Source organism: Actinoallomurus acanthiterrae (assembly GCF_054775715.1).
Genome location: NZ_BAAHCO010000001.1, coordinates 8,783,848 through 8,798,425, shown reverse-complemented (window position 1 = coordinate 8,798,425; position 14,578 = coordinate 8,783,848). Strand labels below are relative to the sequence as shown.

The following is a 14,578-nucleotide window of genomic DNA, read 5'->3' as shown; positions in this document are numbered from 1 at the left end:
GATGGCCACCACCGGAACCACGACTCCGCCGGCCCCGCGGACCCCGGCCCGGCACGGCGGTCCCCGGCGACGACCGCTGATCGTCCGGCGACAGACCTCGCTCCGCGATCGGCGCAGCCCCCTGCTCACCGCGCTGACCTCGATCGTGGCGATCTACAGCCTGGTCCCGCTCATCTGGCTGGTGATCAACGCCACCAAGAGCCAGGAAGGCCTGTTCCACTCGTTCGGCCTGTGGTTCTCCGGCGACTTCGCGCTGTGGAGCAACGTCCGGGAGACCTTCACGTACGACGGCGGGATCTTCGCCCGGTGGGTGCTCAACACCCTGATGTACGTGGTGCTCGGCGCCGGCGGCTCGACCCTCCTGGCCACGCTGGGCGGCTACGGCCTGGCCAAGTTCGCCTTCCCCGGCAAGCGCCTGGTGTTCGTCCTCGTGCTCGGCGCGGTCGCGGTGCCCAGCACCGCGCTGGCGGTGCCGACCTTCCTGATGTTCGCCAAGCTGGGCCTGACCGACACGCCGTGGGCGGTCATCATCCCGTCGCTGGTCTCGCCGTTCGGCCTGTACCTGATGTGGACGTTCGCCACCGAGGCGATTCCGCGTGAGCTGCTGGAGTCGGCACGGGTGGACGGCGCCGGTGAGTTCCGCACGTTCTTCTCCATCGGCCTGCCGCTGCTGCGCCCGGGGATCGTCACCGTCCTGCTGTTCACCGTGGTCGCGACCTGGAACAACTACTTCCTGCCGCTGGTCATGCTCAAGAACTCCGACTGGTATCCGCTCACCCTCGGCCTCGACCGGTGGAACGCCCAGGCCCACACCGCGGGCGCGCAGGCCGTCTTCAACCTCGTCATCACGGGGTCGCTGCTCATGATCCTGCCGCTGATCGCCGCGTTCCTGCTGCTCCAGCGGTATTGGCAGTCCGGTCTTGCGGCGGGCAGCGTCAAGGGCTGACCGACCGCCATGAACCCTCTCCTCGCCCTCATCGAAAGGACCCCTTCATGACACTCGGTCGCCGTCGTTTGCTCCTGTCCGGGATCGCGATGGCCGCCAGTCTGGCGCTCGGCGCGTCGGGCTGCGGCTCCTCCGGAAGCGATTCCAAGTCCGATTCGTCCGGCAAGTCGGCCGCCGTCTCCGACGCCGACGTCCAGGCCGCGCTGAATGCCGGCGGCTCCATCACGGTGTGGGCGTGGGAGCCGACGCTCAAGCAGGTCGTCACCGCGTTCCAGACCAAGTACCCGAAGGTGAAGGTCAACCTGGTCAACGCCGGTACCAGCAAGGACCAGTACACCGCGCTGCAGAACGCCATCAGCGCCGGGAAGGGTATTCCGGACGTCGCGCAGATCGAGTACTTCGCGGTGCCGCAGTTCGCGCTCGGCAAGTCGCTGGCGGACCTGACCGGCTTCGGCGCCGACAAGCTGAGCGGCACCTTCTCGCCCGGGCCGTGGAGCTCCGTGCACCAGGGCAAGGGCATCTACGGCCTGCCGATGGACTCCGGGCCGATGGCGCTGTTCTACAACAAGGACGTCTTCGACAAGTACAAGATCAGCGTGCCGGCGACGTGGGACGAGTACGTGCAGGCGGCCGAGAAACTGCACGCCGCCGATCCCAAGGCGTACCTCACCGCCGACGTCGGCGACGCCGGGTTCGCCACCAGCATGATCTGGCAGGCGGGCGGCAAGCCGTACAAGGTCGACGGCACCAACGTCAGCGTCAACTTCTCCGACGCCGGCTCTCAGAAGTTCACCACGACCTGGCAGCAGCTCATCACCAAGAAGCTGGTCGCGCCGGTCGAGGGGTGGAGCGACGCCTGGTTCAAGGGCCTCGGCGACGGCACCATCGCCAGCCTGACCCTCGGGGCCTGGATGCCCGCGAACCTGGAGACCGGCGTGAAGGCCGGGAAGGGAAAGTGGCGGGTCGCCCCCATGCCGCAGTGGCAGGCCGGCGGGACGGCCACCGCCGAGAACGGCGGCAGCTCGCTGGCCGTCACCGCCGCCAGTAAGCAGCAGAAACTGGCCTACGGCTTCCTGAAGTTCGCGAACGTCGACGACGGGGTGAAGCTGCGGGTGGACGGCGGAGCCTTCCCCGCCACCACCGCCACGCTCCAGTCCCCGGACTTCCTGGGGGCCGCACCGGCCTACTTCGGCGGCCAGAAGATCAATGAGATTCTCGCGCAGTCCGCGAAGAACGTCGTCCCCGGCTGGTCGTACCTGCCGTTCCAGACCTACGCCAATAGCGTCTTCAACGACACCGTCGGCAAGGCCTACGTGAGCGGCACCACCCTCCAGCAGGGACTCCAGGCGTGGCAGGCCGCGTCGATCAAGTACGGGCAGCAGCAGGGCTTCACCATGAAGTGAGCCTGTGAAACGCCCCCGTACCCGCCGGTTCGCCGGCGGGTACGGGGGCGGGTCTCATCGGGGACGGCGCAGGACGCGGACGCCGTGGGGGCCCAGCACCCGATCGTCGGCCTCGCCGTACAGGACCTGCCCGTCGACTCCGCCGAGTTCGACGGGCTCTCCGGTGTGGTTGATCAGGAACCAGAACTCGGCGTCGCCGGTGGCGCGCACCGCCAGTTCGACTCGCCCACGGGCCTGCTCGGGCAGCTCGCCGTCCACGCCGCTGACGCGCAGAAGCTCGGCGAGCACCGGCCGCAGTCCCTGGGGGCCGAGCCTGGTCGAGACGTACGCCGCCGAGCCCGCGCCCGTACGCCGGAGCGTGACGGCGGGCCGCCCGACTGCTCGCCGGACTTGTACGTGGCCAGGACCCGAACGGCGGGGTCGGTGAGGTCGATCCGGTCCGTCCACAGCGTGCCGACGGAGCCGTTGTCGAGCTCCACGCCCTCGTCGGCCGGCAGCGGCCCGAACTCCTCGATCCGGATTCCCAGCAGGTCGCGCAGCGCACCCGGATAGCCGCCCAGCCACACCCGGTCGTTCTCGTCCACGATGCCGGAGAAGTAGGTGGTCACCAGGTGCCCGCCGCCCGCGACGTACGCGCGCAGCCGCTCCGCCAGGGCCGTGGGCACCACGTGGAGGATCGGCGCCACCACGAGGTCGTAGCCGTCGAGCGCGTGCCCGGCCGGGACGACGTCGGCGCGTACGCCTTCGGCGAGGAACGCGGAGTACCAGTCCAGCGCCTCCTGGTGGTAGCGCAGGAGCGACGACGGGTGGGAGTCCAGCTCGGCGGTCCACCAGGACTGCCAGTCGAACAGGATCGCCGCGCGCGCCGGCTTGCGCGGGGCGCCCGCCACCGGGGCGAGATCCCGCAGCGCGGCGCCCAGGTCGCGGACCGCGCGGAACACCGCGCTGTCCTCCCCGGCGTGCGGCAGCATCGCCGAGTGGTACTTCTCCGCGCCGCCCGCGGACTGCCGCCACTGGAAGAAGCAGACCGCGTCGGCGCCGTGGGCGACGTGCGTCAGGGAGTCGCGCGCCATCGCGCCGTCCGGCTTGGGGCGGTTGACCGGCTGCCAGTTCACCGCGCTGGTGGAGTGCTCCATCAGGTACCAGGGGCGGCCCGGCGTCAGGTTGCCGGTGAGGTTCGCCGAGAACGACAGCTCGTCCTGCCCCTGCGGGCCGGGGATCACGTAGTGGTCGTTGGACACGAAGTCGATCTCGGCGGCCCAGTCGGCGTAGTCCATGCCGGTGATGCCGCTCATGACCATGAAGTTTGTCGTGACCGGGACGTCGGGCGTGAGCTCGCGCAGGAGGTCGCGTTCCGCCCGCAGGTACTCCTTCAGCGCGTCGGAGGAGAACCGCTTGAAATCAAGCTGCTGGGCCGGGTTGGGAAAGGACGAGGGCGCCGCCAGGCGGGGCGGGAGGACCTGGTCCCAGTCGCTGTAGTGCTGCGACCAGAAGCTGGTCGACCAGGCGGCGTTCAGCGCGTCGACGGTCCCGTACCGCTGCCGCAGCCACGCGCGGAAGGCCCGCGCCGCGTCGTCGGAGTAGTCGTAGATGTTGTGGCAGCCCAGCTCGTTCGACACGTGCCAGGCGGCCAGGGCCGGGTGATTTTTGTACCGTTCGGCCATCGCGCGGACGAGCACGAGCGCGTGCTCGCGGAAGACCGGGGACGTCGGCCGCCAGTGCTGGCGCGCCCCCGGCCACCGGGTGCGGCCCTCCTGGTCGACCGGGAGGATCTCCGGGTGGGCCGTGGCCAGCCACGGCGGCGGTGAGGCCGTGGCGGTGGCCAGGTTCACCGCGATGCCGTGCTCGTGCAGCAGGTCCATGACCTCGTCGAGCCAGGCGAAGTCCCATCGGTCCTCGGCGGGCTGAATACGGGCCCACGAGAAGATCGCCAGCGCGACGACGGTCACGCCGGCGGCGTTCATCGCCCGCGCGTCCTCCCGCCAGACGTCCCGGGGCCACTGCTCGGGGTTGTAGTCGGCGCCGAACGCGATCCCGGGACGGGCACCGTCGACGGGCCACCGCAGCCACCGGGGCGATGGGTTGTTGACCACCTGCACTCCTCGCACCGGGAACGGTCTCCCGCTTGACCGGCGACAGTACTAATGTTTACGTAAACATCCGCATGTTCGCAGGTCGTCCGGACGCCGTCAAGATCTGGCATGTCGGTCGGCGACGCCGTCCCCGGCCGTCAGGTCGTCGCGGTGGAGTCCTGGCTCGGCGGGCGGTGACCGAGCCGCTGCGAGAGCGTGGCCGCGCCACCGCGGACCAGGCCGCTCCACTCCTCGCGCCGCCGGTCGTCCCAGCGGAGGCTGGGCACCGAGATGCTCATTCCGGCGACCATGTCGCCCGTGTGGTCGTAGACGGGCGCGGCGACGCAGAACACCGCGTCGTTCGACTCGCACTCGTCGTAGGAGAGCCCGTCCCGCCGGATCTCCTCCAGGTGGGCCCGCAGCCGTACGGGCGAGGTGATGCTGCGGACGGTCATGCCGGCCAGGTCCCCGTCGAGCGGACAGGCGGCGTCGAGGCGTTCGGGCGTCAGGCCGGACAGCAGCATCTTGCCGACGCCGGTGCAGTGCGCGGGCAGGCGGCGTCCCACGGCGGAGACCATCCGGACCGGGTGGGTGCTGTCGACCTTGGCGATGTAGACGACGTCGGTGCCGTCGAGGACCGCGACGTGGACCGTCTCGTCGCATTCGGCGGCGACCCGCTGGGCGGCCTCCCGGGCCTCGTGGGCCAGATCCAGCTGGTCGGCGAAGACGCTGCCGAGCTGGAACAGCCGCATGCCGAGCCGGTAGCGCGTCGGCTGGCCGGACACCGGGATGAGGTACGCGCGTTCAGCGAGCGTGGTGACCAGCTCGTGGACCGTCGTACGGGGGAGCCCGAGGCGCTCGGTGATCTCCGGTGCGGACAGGGTGGGGCGTTCGAGGAACAGTTCCAGGATGTCCAGGGCGCGAGTCACCGCCGGTACCGCACGTCCCATTCCGGCCACCTTTCGGACTCCGTACGAAATGCCGAACAGCTTAGTGTTGCGTTCTTGACAGCGCATCGCGGTGGAATTTAGCGTCTGCCCGCAGGCCTCGAACAATGTTCGAAATTTCGAACAGGGTGGGACGGTCTGTGCGCGGGGCAGGCCGACGGCCTTCTCGCAGCCTCCGTGACAACAGCACATCGAAGACCGCCTGATCGGGGGGCGGGCGGTGGATGCGCATTCCGGCCCCAGGGCCGAAGAAAGGAGCACTCGTGCCCCTCCGCCCAACGAAATCCCGCCTCATCGGCATGGCCGCGCTGGCCGCGCTGGTGACCGGCGTCCTCCCGGCGGCGAACGTCGAAGCGGCGTCGAAGCCGACCATCTCCAAGGACCTGTTCGGCACTCTCTCCGACGGCACGAAGGTCTGGCGCTACACCCTCAGCAGCAACGCCATCAGCGTCAAGATCATCACGTACGGCGGGATCGTCCAGCGGGTCGACGCCCCCGACCGGCACGGACACCGCACCAACGTCGTCCTCGGCTTCCCCAAGCTCGACGACTACGTCACCAAGAACAACCCGGGGCCGTACTTCGGGGCGCTCATCGGGCGGTACGCCAACCGCATCGCCAAGGGCACCTTCACGCTGGACGGCAAGACCTACCACCTGCCGCTGAACAACAACGGCAACAGCCTGCACGGCGGCCCGAAGGGCTTCGACACCAAGGTCTGGGCCGCCACGCCGGGCAAGGGCAAGGACTCCGTCTCGCTGCGGCTCGACTACACCAGCCCGGACGGGGAGATGAACTACCCGGGCACGCTCAAGGCCAGCACGACGTACACCCTCAGCGGGCACAACCTGCGCATCGACTACCGGGCCACCACCGACAAGGCCACGATCGTCAACCTGACCAACCACTCGTACTTCAACCTGGCGGGTGAGGGGTCCGGCGGCATCTACGACCACCGGCTGATGCTCAACGCGAGCCGCTACACGCCGGTCGACTCGACCCTCATCCCGACCGGGAAGCTCGACCCAGTCGCCGGCACGCCGATGGACTTCACCAAGCCGACGCCCATCGGCGCGCGCATCCGGAACAATTTCCAGCAGCTCGCGTACGGCCAGGGCTACGACCACAACTGGGTCCTCAACGGCTCGGGCTTCCGACTCGCCGCCGAGGTCAGCGAGCCGACCAGCGGTCGGGTGCTGAAGCTGTACACCGACCAGCCGGGCATCCAGTTCTACTCGGGCAACTTCCTCGATGGCACGCTGTACGGCACGAGCGGCCGGCAGTACCGGCAGGGAGACGGCCTCGCGCTGGAGACCCAGCACTTCCCCGACTCGCCGAACCACGCGAACTTCCCGTCCGCGGTGCTGCGCCCCGGGCAGACGTACCGGACGGCGACGGTCTGGTCGTTCTCGGCCCACTGATCCCGACCGGCACCGGGCCGCCCGCGTCGAGCGGCGGCCCGGTGCCGCCGTCCAGGGCCTGCCGCTCAGCGGGGCTTTGAGACAGGCTTTAGCCGAGGTCCCAGAGGCGTACGGTCGCGTCGTCGCCGCCCGTCGCGAGTGTCCTGCCGTCGGGGGAGAAGGCGACGGCGTCGACGACGCCCGCCCGGGGGGCCAGCGTGGTGACGGGCCTCCGGGTCAGGGCGTTCCACAGCAGGACGGCGTCGCCTCCGGCGCAGGCGAGGAGCCTGCCGTCGGGGCTGAACGCCACGCCGTTGACGCGACCGGGGAGGCTGGGCAGGGACGCGACGAGCCGGTGGGTGACGACGTCCCACAGCCGGACGCGGCCGTCGTAGCCGCCGGCCGCGAGGATCCGTCCGTCGGGGCTGAACGCCATCCCGACGACGAGTGACGTCAGCCGGGTCACGGTGACGGGGCGGCCGGGCCGCGCGGTGTCCCACAGCCGGATGGCCCAGGTGCCGGCCGTGGCCAGCGTGTTCCCGTGCGGGGCGAAGGCGGCGGTGAACATGCCCTCGTCCCGGGTGGGCAGCGCGCCGGCCGAGCGGTGGTCCGGGACGCTCCAGAGCCGGACGGCGTCGCCCGCGCTCGCGAGGAGCCCGCCGTCCGGGCTGAAGGTCAGCGCGCTGACGCTGTTGCCGTGCGTGTCCAGGGTCGCGACGCGCGTCCGCCCGGCGGGGCTCCAGAGGATGACCTTGCCGTCGTACCCCGCGGTCGCCAGGGTGCGCCCGTCCGGACTGAACGCCGCCGCGAACACGTCGTACGCGTGGCCGGTGAGGGTCGCCATCGGCCGCCGGTCGGGCAGGTTCCACAGCCGTACGGAGTGATCCGCGCCGCCGGTGGCGAGGGTGCGCCCGTCCGGGCTGAAGGCCACGGTGTAGATCTCGCCCGGGCCCGCGGTCAGCGCGGCGGCGAGACGCGGAGCCGTGCTTGCCGGCCGCCGTGGCGGCCGGGTACGCCGCGCGACGTCGTGCGGCTGTTCGGGCACGGTCAGCAGGGTGAGCGCCAGGACGGCCACGGGGGCGGCCACCAGCAGCGTGAGGTGGCGCCCGTGCCACGGCCGCTGCCCGGCAGATCGGCGGGGAGATCGGCCGGGGGTTGGTCGGGGAGAGTAGCGGTCGGTTGGTCGGGGGGAGTACGGGTCGGTCGGCCGGGGAGAAACACCGCGGACGGCGCGCTGCGGACGGGTCGTCTCGGCGAGGGCCGCCCAGGATCGGCGACGGGCCCGGCCGGTATGCGCACGGCGACCCGCGGCCTGCGGCGGGCGCGGCACGTCGGCGTACGCCCCGCCGGGGAGGGGCTGCGCGGGGTCGGCGATCGCGGCCAGGAGCTCCGCCGCCGCGTCCGCGTCGATGCGGTCGGCGATGTCCTTGCGGAGCAGGCCGTCCAGGACCGGGGCGAGCGGGCCCGCGTGCGGCGCGGGCGCCGGCTCCTCGGTGACGATCGAGTGCAGCACCGCGTTGGTGTTCGGCCCGGTGAACGGCCGGCGCCCCTCCACGGCGTAGAAGAGCGTGGCGCCGAGCGACCACAGGTCCGACGCGGGGACGGCGGGCTCGCCGCGGGCCCGTTCGGGCGACAGGTAGGCGGGGGCGCCCATGACGACGCCGGACTGGGTGAGTGCGGGGTCGCCCTCCACGGTCGCCAGTCCGAAGTCCCCGAGCACCACCCGATGCTCGGCGACGAGGACGTTGCCGGGCTTGACGTCGCGATGCAGGACGCCGGCCCGATGCGCGGCGATCAGGGCGTCGACTAACTGCAGCCCGATGTCGGCGACCCGCTCCGGGGGCAGCGGGCCCTCCGCCCGGACGAGTTCCCCGAGCGACCGTCCCTCGACGAACTCCATGATGATCCACGGATCGTCCCCGTCCTCGACGACGTCGTGGACGGTGACGACCCCGGGGTGGTCGAGCCGGGCCGCCGAGCGGGCCTCCTGGAGTGTGCGCCGGCGCTGCTCCGCGCGCTGTTCCTCGGTGAAGTACGAGGGGAGGAACAGCCGTTTGGCGGCGACGTCGCGGTCCAGGCGCTCGTCGCGCGCCCGCCACACCACCGCGAAGCCGCCACGGCCGACCTGCTCGATGAGACGGTACTGCCCGGCGATCAGCCGCCCTCCGCCTTCCGGCATGGAAGGACGATAACCGTCGCCGACGCCCTGGAGATAGGGGCTTCGGGCCGGTCTTCCCCGGAGGGCCGCCGGCCGCCGCAGGGGCGACGGCCGGCGGGCAGGCCTCACGAGGCGAGACTCGCGTACACGACCACGTCGCGCCGGTAGTGTCCCGACGCCGGATCGAACGCGCCGCCGCAGGTGATGAGGCGCAACTGCGGGTCGGGGGTCGCCCCGTAGACGTCCTCCGTCGGGAACTCCGTCTTCGGGTACGACCGCACACGGTCGACCGTGAAGGCCACGACCCGGCCCCTCGCGTCGGTGACCTGGATCCGGTCGCCCGGCCGCAGGGACCCCAGCCCGGTGAAGACGGCCGGGCCGGTGCGGGAGTCGACGTGTCCCGCGATCACGGCGGGCCCAGGGGCACCCGGACGGATGCCGTCGCCGAACCACCCGGCGCGCGCGGGTTCCCGAGGCGGCTGAAGGCGGCCGTCCCGATCCGTCGACAACCGTTCCAGGACGGTCCGCACGCCGAGAGCGGGGATCCGCAACATGACCGGCTCGGCGTACGCGCCCGTCCGCCCGCCCGGCTCACCGGCGGCCGGCAAGACTCCGGGCAGCGGAACTCGTCGCGACGGGGCGTCGGGCGTCGGGACGCCGGGCGACGGGACCCGGGACGACGGGGCGTCGGGCGACGGGACGCCGGTAGGCGACGCCTCGGGCGACGGACCGGCGGGCAGCGGGATCAGCCGGGCGGAGGCCGCCCAGGGGGGCGGTGCGACCGGGTCGGCGAGTCCGGCGAGGCCGCCGAGGCCCGTTTCGACGCTGCCGCGCGGCGTCCGGCGCGGCGCCGTGGCGTCGCGCAGGTCGAGCAGCCGGGGCGCCGACGGGCCGTCGAGCACCACGAGCGTGTGGATGGAATCGGGGCGCAGCGACAGCCGTGCCGTCAGTGGCTTTCCGGATCCGCTCGTGACGCGAACGGTCGTCGTGCCCGCCCGCATCGGGCGGTACCCGGTGACGGCGGGGAACCGGAGGCCGTCGGCGAGCGGCCGGTCATCGGCGGTGACGGTCACCGTCGGCCGCTTGAGCGACGCCTCGATGACGCGCAGCGCCGAGCGTCCGGGCGGCACGGCGAGCGCGTCGTCCAGGACCCTGAGCGTGATTCCCTTGTACGGGCCGAGGCCGGCGACGGTGTAGGCCTCCCGCGCGCGGACGCGGACGCGGGCCGACAGGACCGGCGGGCTGGACGCCGCCGCGTCGGCGGGCCGCATCGCGACGGTGTAGGCACCGCCGCTGAGCCGCTGGTACGGCGAGAGGTCGCCGTAGCCCACGTGTTTCAGGACCAGCCGCGGCGTGGTCCGTCCCGCGGCGTACAGGTAGACATCGACGGCGGGCGTGTCCGGCGACAGGTGCGCGAGCCGGAGGTAGCCGTCGCCCGGGGCGGCGAGAGCGGAGGACGACCCCGGCAGCGCGACACCTAAGACGGTGACGGCGACGAGGACGGAGCCACGCACGATGAGGCTCCGGCCGGACGGCTGCGGGGGGCGGGTGGTCATGGACGGTCTCCTGACATGCGTGCGCCCGCGACCGGCGCGGGCTGGTGACATCGACGGGAGAGCGGACGCGGCCGGAATGACCCGGCAGGTTCGGCTCTGCGTGAAGTCTTCCTCACGGATTGCCGTCATGTCCCGTGATCGGGCCGATGCCCCCCTTCCGGCGCTGGCCGCTCCCGGCCGCGATCGTGCGATGTCTCCCCGCCAACGGTCGGGCGGTGTCCCACGCCCGGGACCGGGCTCGCGGCAGCGACCGGCTGCGGCGGGCACGCGCCGCAGCCGGTCGCTGGAGTTCTACCGTCGCTCAGCCGCCGTTGATGAGCTTCATGGCGAGGTCCGGGCTGAACTGGCCGGCCGGGATGCCCTTGCCGACTCCGCAGGGTCCGTCGGAGTCGCCGGGGACCTTGACCCACAGCAGCATCTCCGCGCCGCCGCCGGTGCGGGACGGCGTGCCGAGCTTGCGGCCCGCCGGGTTGCACCACTCGCCGTTCTTGGAACCCTTGCCGTTCCGGCTGGTGTCGACGACGAAGTGGCGCGTGTAGCCGTACTTCGACTTGAGCGCCGCGTTGACGGCCTTGGCGTACGAGGCCGACTGGGCGGTCGTGTAGTAGTTGGAGACGTTGACGGCGAAGCCGCGGACGCTGCCGACGCCCGCGGACCGCAGCCGCTGCGCCATCGTGGCGGCCGGGATCCACTTGGCGTTTCCGGCGTCGAGATAGGCCCAGCTGCCCGGTGCCTTGGCCTTGAACTGGGCGGCCGCGTAGCTCAGCAGCGACAGGCGGGTCTTGCGCTCGCCGTCGTTCGGCAGGCAGTCCACCTGGGCCACGGCGTCGGGTTCGATGACGACGACGGCGGGCCGGCTGCCGATGCCCGCGGCGAACTTCGCGATCCACGTCCGGTACGCCGCGGCGCTTCCGGCGCCGCCCGAGGAGGCTCCGCCGCAGTCCCGTCCCGGGATGTTGTAGGCGACGAGGATCGGCAGTTTCTTCTTGGCCTTGGCCGCCGCCGTGTAGCCGGAGACGGCCTTGGTGATGTCGCCGCTCCAGTTGCCGAACCAGCGGGCCATCGGCTTGGTGGCGATGGAGGCGTTGATGCGCTTCGCCCGTGAGTCTCCGCGGTGGTTCTTGACCCAGGTGACGGGGTTGGAACCGGGGTCGACGTAGAAGCCCTTGGTCGACGTGAGCGGGCTCCCGGCGGCGGTGACCCCTCCGGCCCGGTCGTGGTCGGCGGTCGCGCCGGCCGGATGACCGGACGAACAGGACGTCGCGAGTGCGGCCAGGGCCGCGAGCGCGACGATGCCGTCGCGGCGCAACGCGCGTGTCATGCGTTTCCTCCTCAGCGGATGCCCCCGAGGCAACGTTTTTGATCTTGAGGGACCCTAGCGGCCGGGTCGGCCGGATTCCGGGATATCGCCCAAAAGACCGCCCGCCCCCGCGAGGGCCAGGGACGGGCGGCGACGGAGCGTGGCCGCCGGGCCGGGCGGCGACCTTGGCGGACACGTTCCGCCCTTCCAGTCGCCCGGGGGTCTGAGAAGGTTGCCGCGAATTTTTCTTGAGTCACAGAAACGGTCATACGTCTCATTAATCACGCACCGTGACGAATGAGTGGGTACCGGGATGGCCCAGGGGGGCTATTGCCACGAACGCGGCATCTGTGGTGCCATTTGAGCCGGTTAGGGATCTTGAATCTGATTCATGTAATGCCCGCGGAGACCGGTGAGGCCCTTCATGCGTTCCCCTAAGCGTTCCGGCAGGTGGTCCCTGCGGACGAGGCTGTTGGTGATGGTCCTCGTGCCCCTCGTCTGTCTGGCCGGTCTGTGGGCGTTCGCCGCGTTCCTCACGTCGCGTGACGCCCTTAACAAGTACGAGGCGTCGACCGCGTACAACAAGGTCGCGCTCCCCGGCGCCGCGCTGTCGGCGATGCTGCAGCGCGAGCGCGTGGCCTCCGCCGTCCTGCTGAGCACCCACGGCCGACAGGGACGGGACGAGGTCAACGAGGGCCGGGCCGCCGCCGACGCGGCGCAGGCCGCCCTCCGCAAGTCGGTGCTGTCGGACAGCGCCCGGCGCTCCATCAGCCCCACGACCGAACAGCGGCTGAGCGACCTGTGGACGCAGCTCGACGGGCTGTCCGGCCTGCGCGGTCAGGTCGACTCCGGGTCGCTGGACAGCCTGCGGATGATCGGTGACTACGACGCCCTGATCAACTCCGTGATCCAGGTGTTCAGCACCATGATCGTCATCAACGACCCCGAGATCTTCCAGCAGGGCAGGGCGCTGGTCGACTCGACCATGGCGCGCGAGCTGGTGATGCGCGAGGACGCCATCGTGACCTCCGCGCTCGTCGGCAGGCACAGGCTGAGCGCCTCCGCGTACAGCATGTTCACGCAGAGCGCGTACAACGAGCGCTACCTCTTCGACGCGGCGCGCGCGGAACTGAAGCCCTCGCTGCGCACGCCGTGGGACGAGGTCGCCGACTCCGAGTCCTTCACGACGTTCCGCGCGCTGGAGCAGGCGATCATCGACTCGCGCGGCGGGCGGCTGCCGGCGCAGACGGCGGCCGGGTGGCAGCCCACGGTGACCCCGCTGATGACCTCGTGGGCGAAGGCGACCATCGCGGCCGGCACCGCGCTGACCAACGAGGCCAAGCCGATCGGCGACCGGATCGTCCTCCTGCTCTACCTCGCCGCGGGCATCGGTCTCTTCGCCATGGCGATCTCGATCCTGGTGTCCGTGCTGTTCGGCCGCGCGCTCACGCGGGAGATGTCCGGCCTGCAGCGCGCGGCCCTGAACCTCGCCGAGGAACGCATGCCGCAGGTCATCAAGCGGCTGCGCGGTGGCGAGGAGGTGGACGTCGCCGCCGAGAGCCCGCCGGTGGAGGTCGGCAGCAGCAAGGAGGTCTCCCGGGTCGCGGACGCCCTGACCACTCTGCAGCGGACCGCCGTCGAGGCGGCCGTGGGCGAGGCGCGCCTGCGGAAGGGGATCAACCAGGTCTTCCTCAACCTCGCGTGGCGGAACCAGTCGCTGCTCCACCGCCAGCTCGCCATGCTCGACACGATGGAGAAGCAGGCGCGCGACCCGGACGTCCTCGACGACCTGTTCGCCCTCGACCACCTCACCACCCGGATGCGGCGCCACGCCGAGGGCCTGGCGATCCTGTCCGGAGCGCCGCCCGCCCGCGGCTGGCACAACCCCGTGGGGATCCGCGACATCCTGCGGGCGGCGGTCGCCGAGGTCGAGGACTACACCCGGGTCGACGTCGAGGCCGCCACGCCGGCCGCGCTCGACGGCGCCGTCGTCGCCGACGTGACGCACCTGCTGGCCGAGCTGCTGGAGAACGCCACGGCGTTCTCCCCGCCCACCACGCAGGTGCAGGTCCGGGGTGAGCTCGTCGCCCACGGCTACGCCGTCGAGATCGAGGACCGGGGCATCGGCCTGAACGACGAGGAGCTCGCCGAGGCCAACGGGCGCCTGTCGAATCCTCCGGAGTTCGACCTGCTCGACAGCGACCGGCTCGGCCTGTTCATCGTCGGCCGGCTCGCCGAGCGGCACGGGATGCGCGTCACCCTCGGGCGGTCCCCGTACGGGGGCGTCCGGGCGGTCGCGCTGATCCCGCCGGAGCTGGTGGCCGGTGACGACGACGGCGTCGAATACGAGCAGACCTGGGCCGACGAGTCGCCCATCGAGGCGGCCTGGCATTCCGTCGTGCAGATCGATTCGCCCGCCGAGCCGCCGCCCTCACTGACCGCCCCGCGTGAGCTCGCCGCCCCGGCGATGGACCACTGGGCCGAGGGACCCGTGTGGAGCGGCGGGGGCGCCTGGGAGGCCCCGGACTTCGCCGCGTCCGGCTGGGCGGGTGAGGACATCCCGACGCCCCACGAGGGCTGGACCGACGCCGACGCGCCCGAACTGCCGAAGCGCGTCCGTCAGACCAACCTGGCACCCCAGCTACGCGACGAGTCGACCTGGTCCGCGCCGCCGGCCGGCGGTGCGGCCACGACCCGTCCGCCGGAGGAGACCCGGTCGCTGATGTCATCGCTGCAGCAGGGATGGCAGCGCGGCCGCGAGGCTCCGGACCTGGACGAATGACCGGCGAAGGGGGA

Annotated in this window: 10 protein-coding genes; 4 read left to right on the top strand and 6 right to left on the bottom strand. The window is 71.6% G+C overall.

Annotated features, from left to right (window positions below; all coding sequences use genetic code 11):
* The first annotated feature begins 1 nt into the window (after position 1).
* Both ACYVF7_RS41410 and ACYVF7_RS41405 read left to right on the top strand, forming a co-directional pair.
* Complete coding sequence (locus ACYVF7_RS41410; protein WP_460351457.1) at positions 2–946, top strand: carbohydrate ABC transporter permease; 945 nt, start codon at positions 2–4, stop codon at positions 944–946.
* Positions 947–993: 47 nt separating this feature from the next.
* Positions 994–2,349, top strand: a complete 1,356-nt coding sequence (locus ACYVF7_RS41405; protein WP_460351456.1) for an ABC transporter substrate-binding protein — start codon at positions 994–996, stop codon at positions 2,347–2,349.
* A gap of 54 nt (positions 2,350–2,403) precedes the next feature.
* Here the strand turns inward: ACYVF7_RS41405 and ACYVF7_RS41400 are convergent, their stop codons facing one another.
* From ACYVF7_RS41400 to ACYVF7_RS41390, 3 genes are all read right to left on the bottom strand, one after another.
* Positions 2,404–2,559: a Beta-galactosidase C-terminal domain gene (locus tag ACYVF7_RS41400; RefSeq protein ID WP_460351455.1), complete on the bottom strand. Its 156-nt coding sequence runs from the start codon at positions 2,557–2,559 to the stop codon at positions 2,404–2,406.
* A complete protein-coding gene (locus tag ACYVF7_RS41395; RefSeq protein WP_460351454.1) occupies positions 2,523–4,442 on the bottom strand; it encodes a beta-galactosidase in 1,920 nt (639 codons plus the stop codon). The genes ACYVF7_RS41400 and ACYVF7_RS41395 overlap by 37 nt, the downstream gene beginning before the upstream one ends.
* A 137-nt stretch (positions 4,443–4,579) precedes the next feature.
* On the bottom strand, positions 4,580–5,371 hold the full coding sequence (locus tag ACYVF7_RS41390) for an IclR family transcriptional regulator (RefSeq protein ID WP_460351453.1): 792 nt from the start codon (positions 5,369–5,371) through the stop codon (positions 4,580–4,582).
* Between the two features lie 260 nt (positions 5,372–5,631).
* Between ACYVF7_RS41390 and ACYVF7_RS41385 the strand changes: the two genes are divergently transcribed.
* Positions 5,632–6,789, top strand: coding sequence for an aldose epimerase family protein (locus tag ACYVF7_RS41385; protein WP_460351452.1), 1,158 nt, complete (start codon positions 5,632–5,634; stop codon positions 6,787–6,789).
* Positions 6,790–6,877: 88 nt separating this feature from the next.
* On the opposite strand, the gene ACYVF7_RS41380 is transcribed toward ACYVF7_RS41385, so the two are convergent.
* The 3 genes from ACYVF7_RS41380 to ACYVF7_RS41370 all read right to left on the bottom strand — a co-directional run bounded on the left by ACYVF7_RS41380 (position 6,878) and on the right by ACYVF7_RS41370 (position 11,803).
* Positions 6,878–8,947 (bottom strand): WD40 repeat domain-containing serine/threonine protein kinase, encoded by a 2,070-nt coding sequence (locus ACYVF7_RS41380; RefSeq protein ID WP_460351451.1) that lies wholly within the window; start codon positions 8,945–8,947, stop codon positions 6,878–6,880.
* Positions 8,948–9,051: 104 nt separating this feature from the next.
* A complete protein-coding gene (locus ACYVF7_RS41375) occupies positions 9,052–10,482 on the bottom strand; it encodes a class F sortase (RefSeq protein WP_460351450.1) in 1,431 nt (476 codons plus the stop codon).
* A 301-nt stretch (positions 10,483–10,783) separates the two neighbouring features.
* A complete protein-coding gene (locus ACYVF7_RS41370; protein ID WP_460351449.1) occupies positions 10,784–11,803 on the bottom strand; it encodes a glycoside hydrolase family 6 protein in 1,020 nt (339 codons plus the stop codon).
* A gap of 457 nt (positions 11,804–12,260) precedes the next feature.
* On the opposite strand from ACYVF7_RS41370, the gene ACYVF7_RS41365 reads away from it, so the two are divergent.
* Positions 12,261–14,564, top strand: coding sequence for a sensor histidine kinase (locus ACYVF7_RS41365; RefSeq protein ID WP_460351448.1), 2,304 nt, complete (start codon positions 12,261–12,263; stop codon positions 14,562–14,564).
* Positions 14,565–14,578 lie beyond the last annotated feature (14 nt).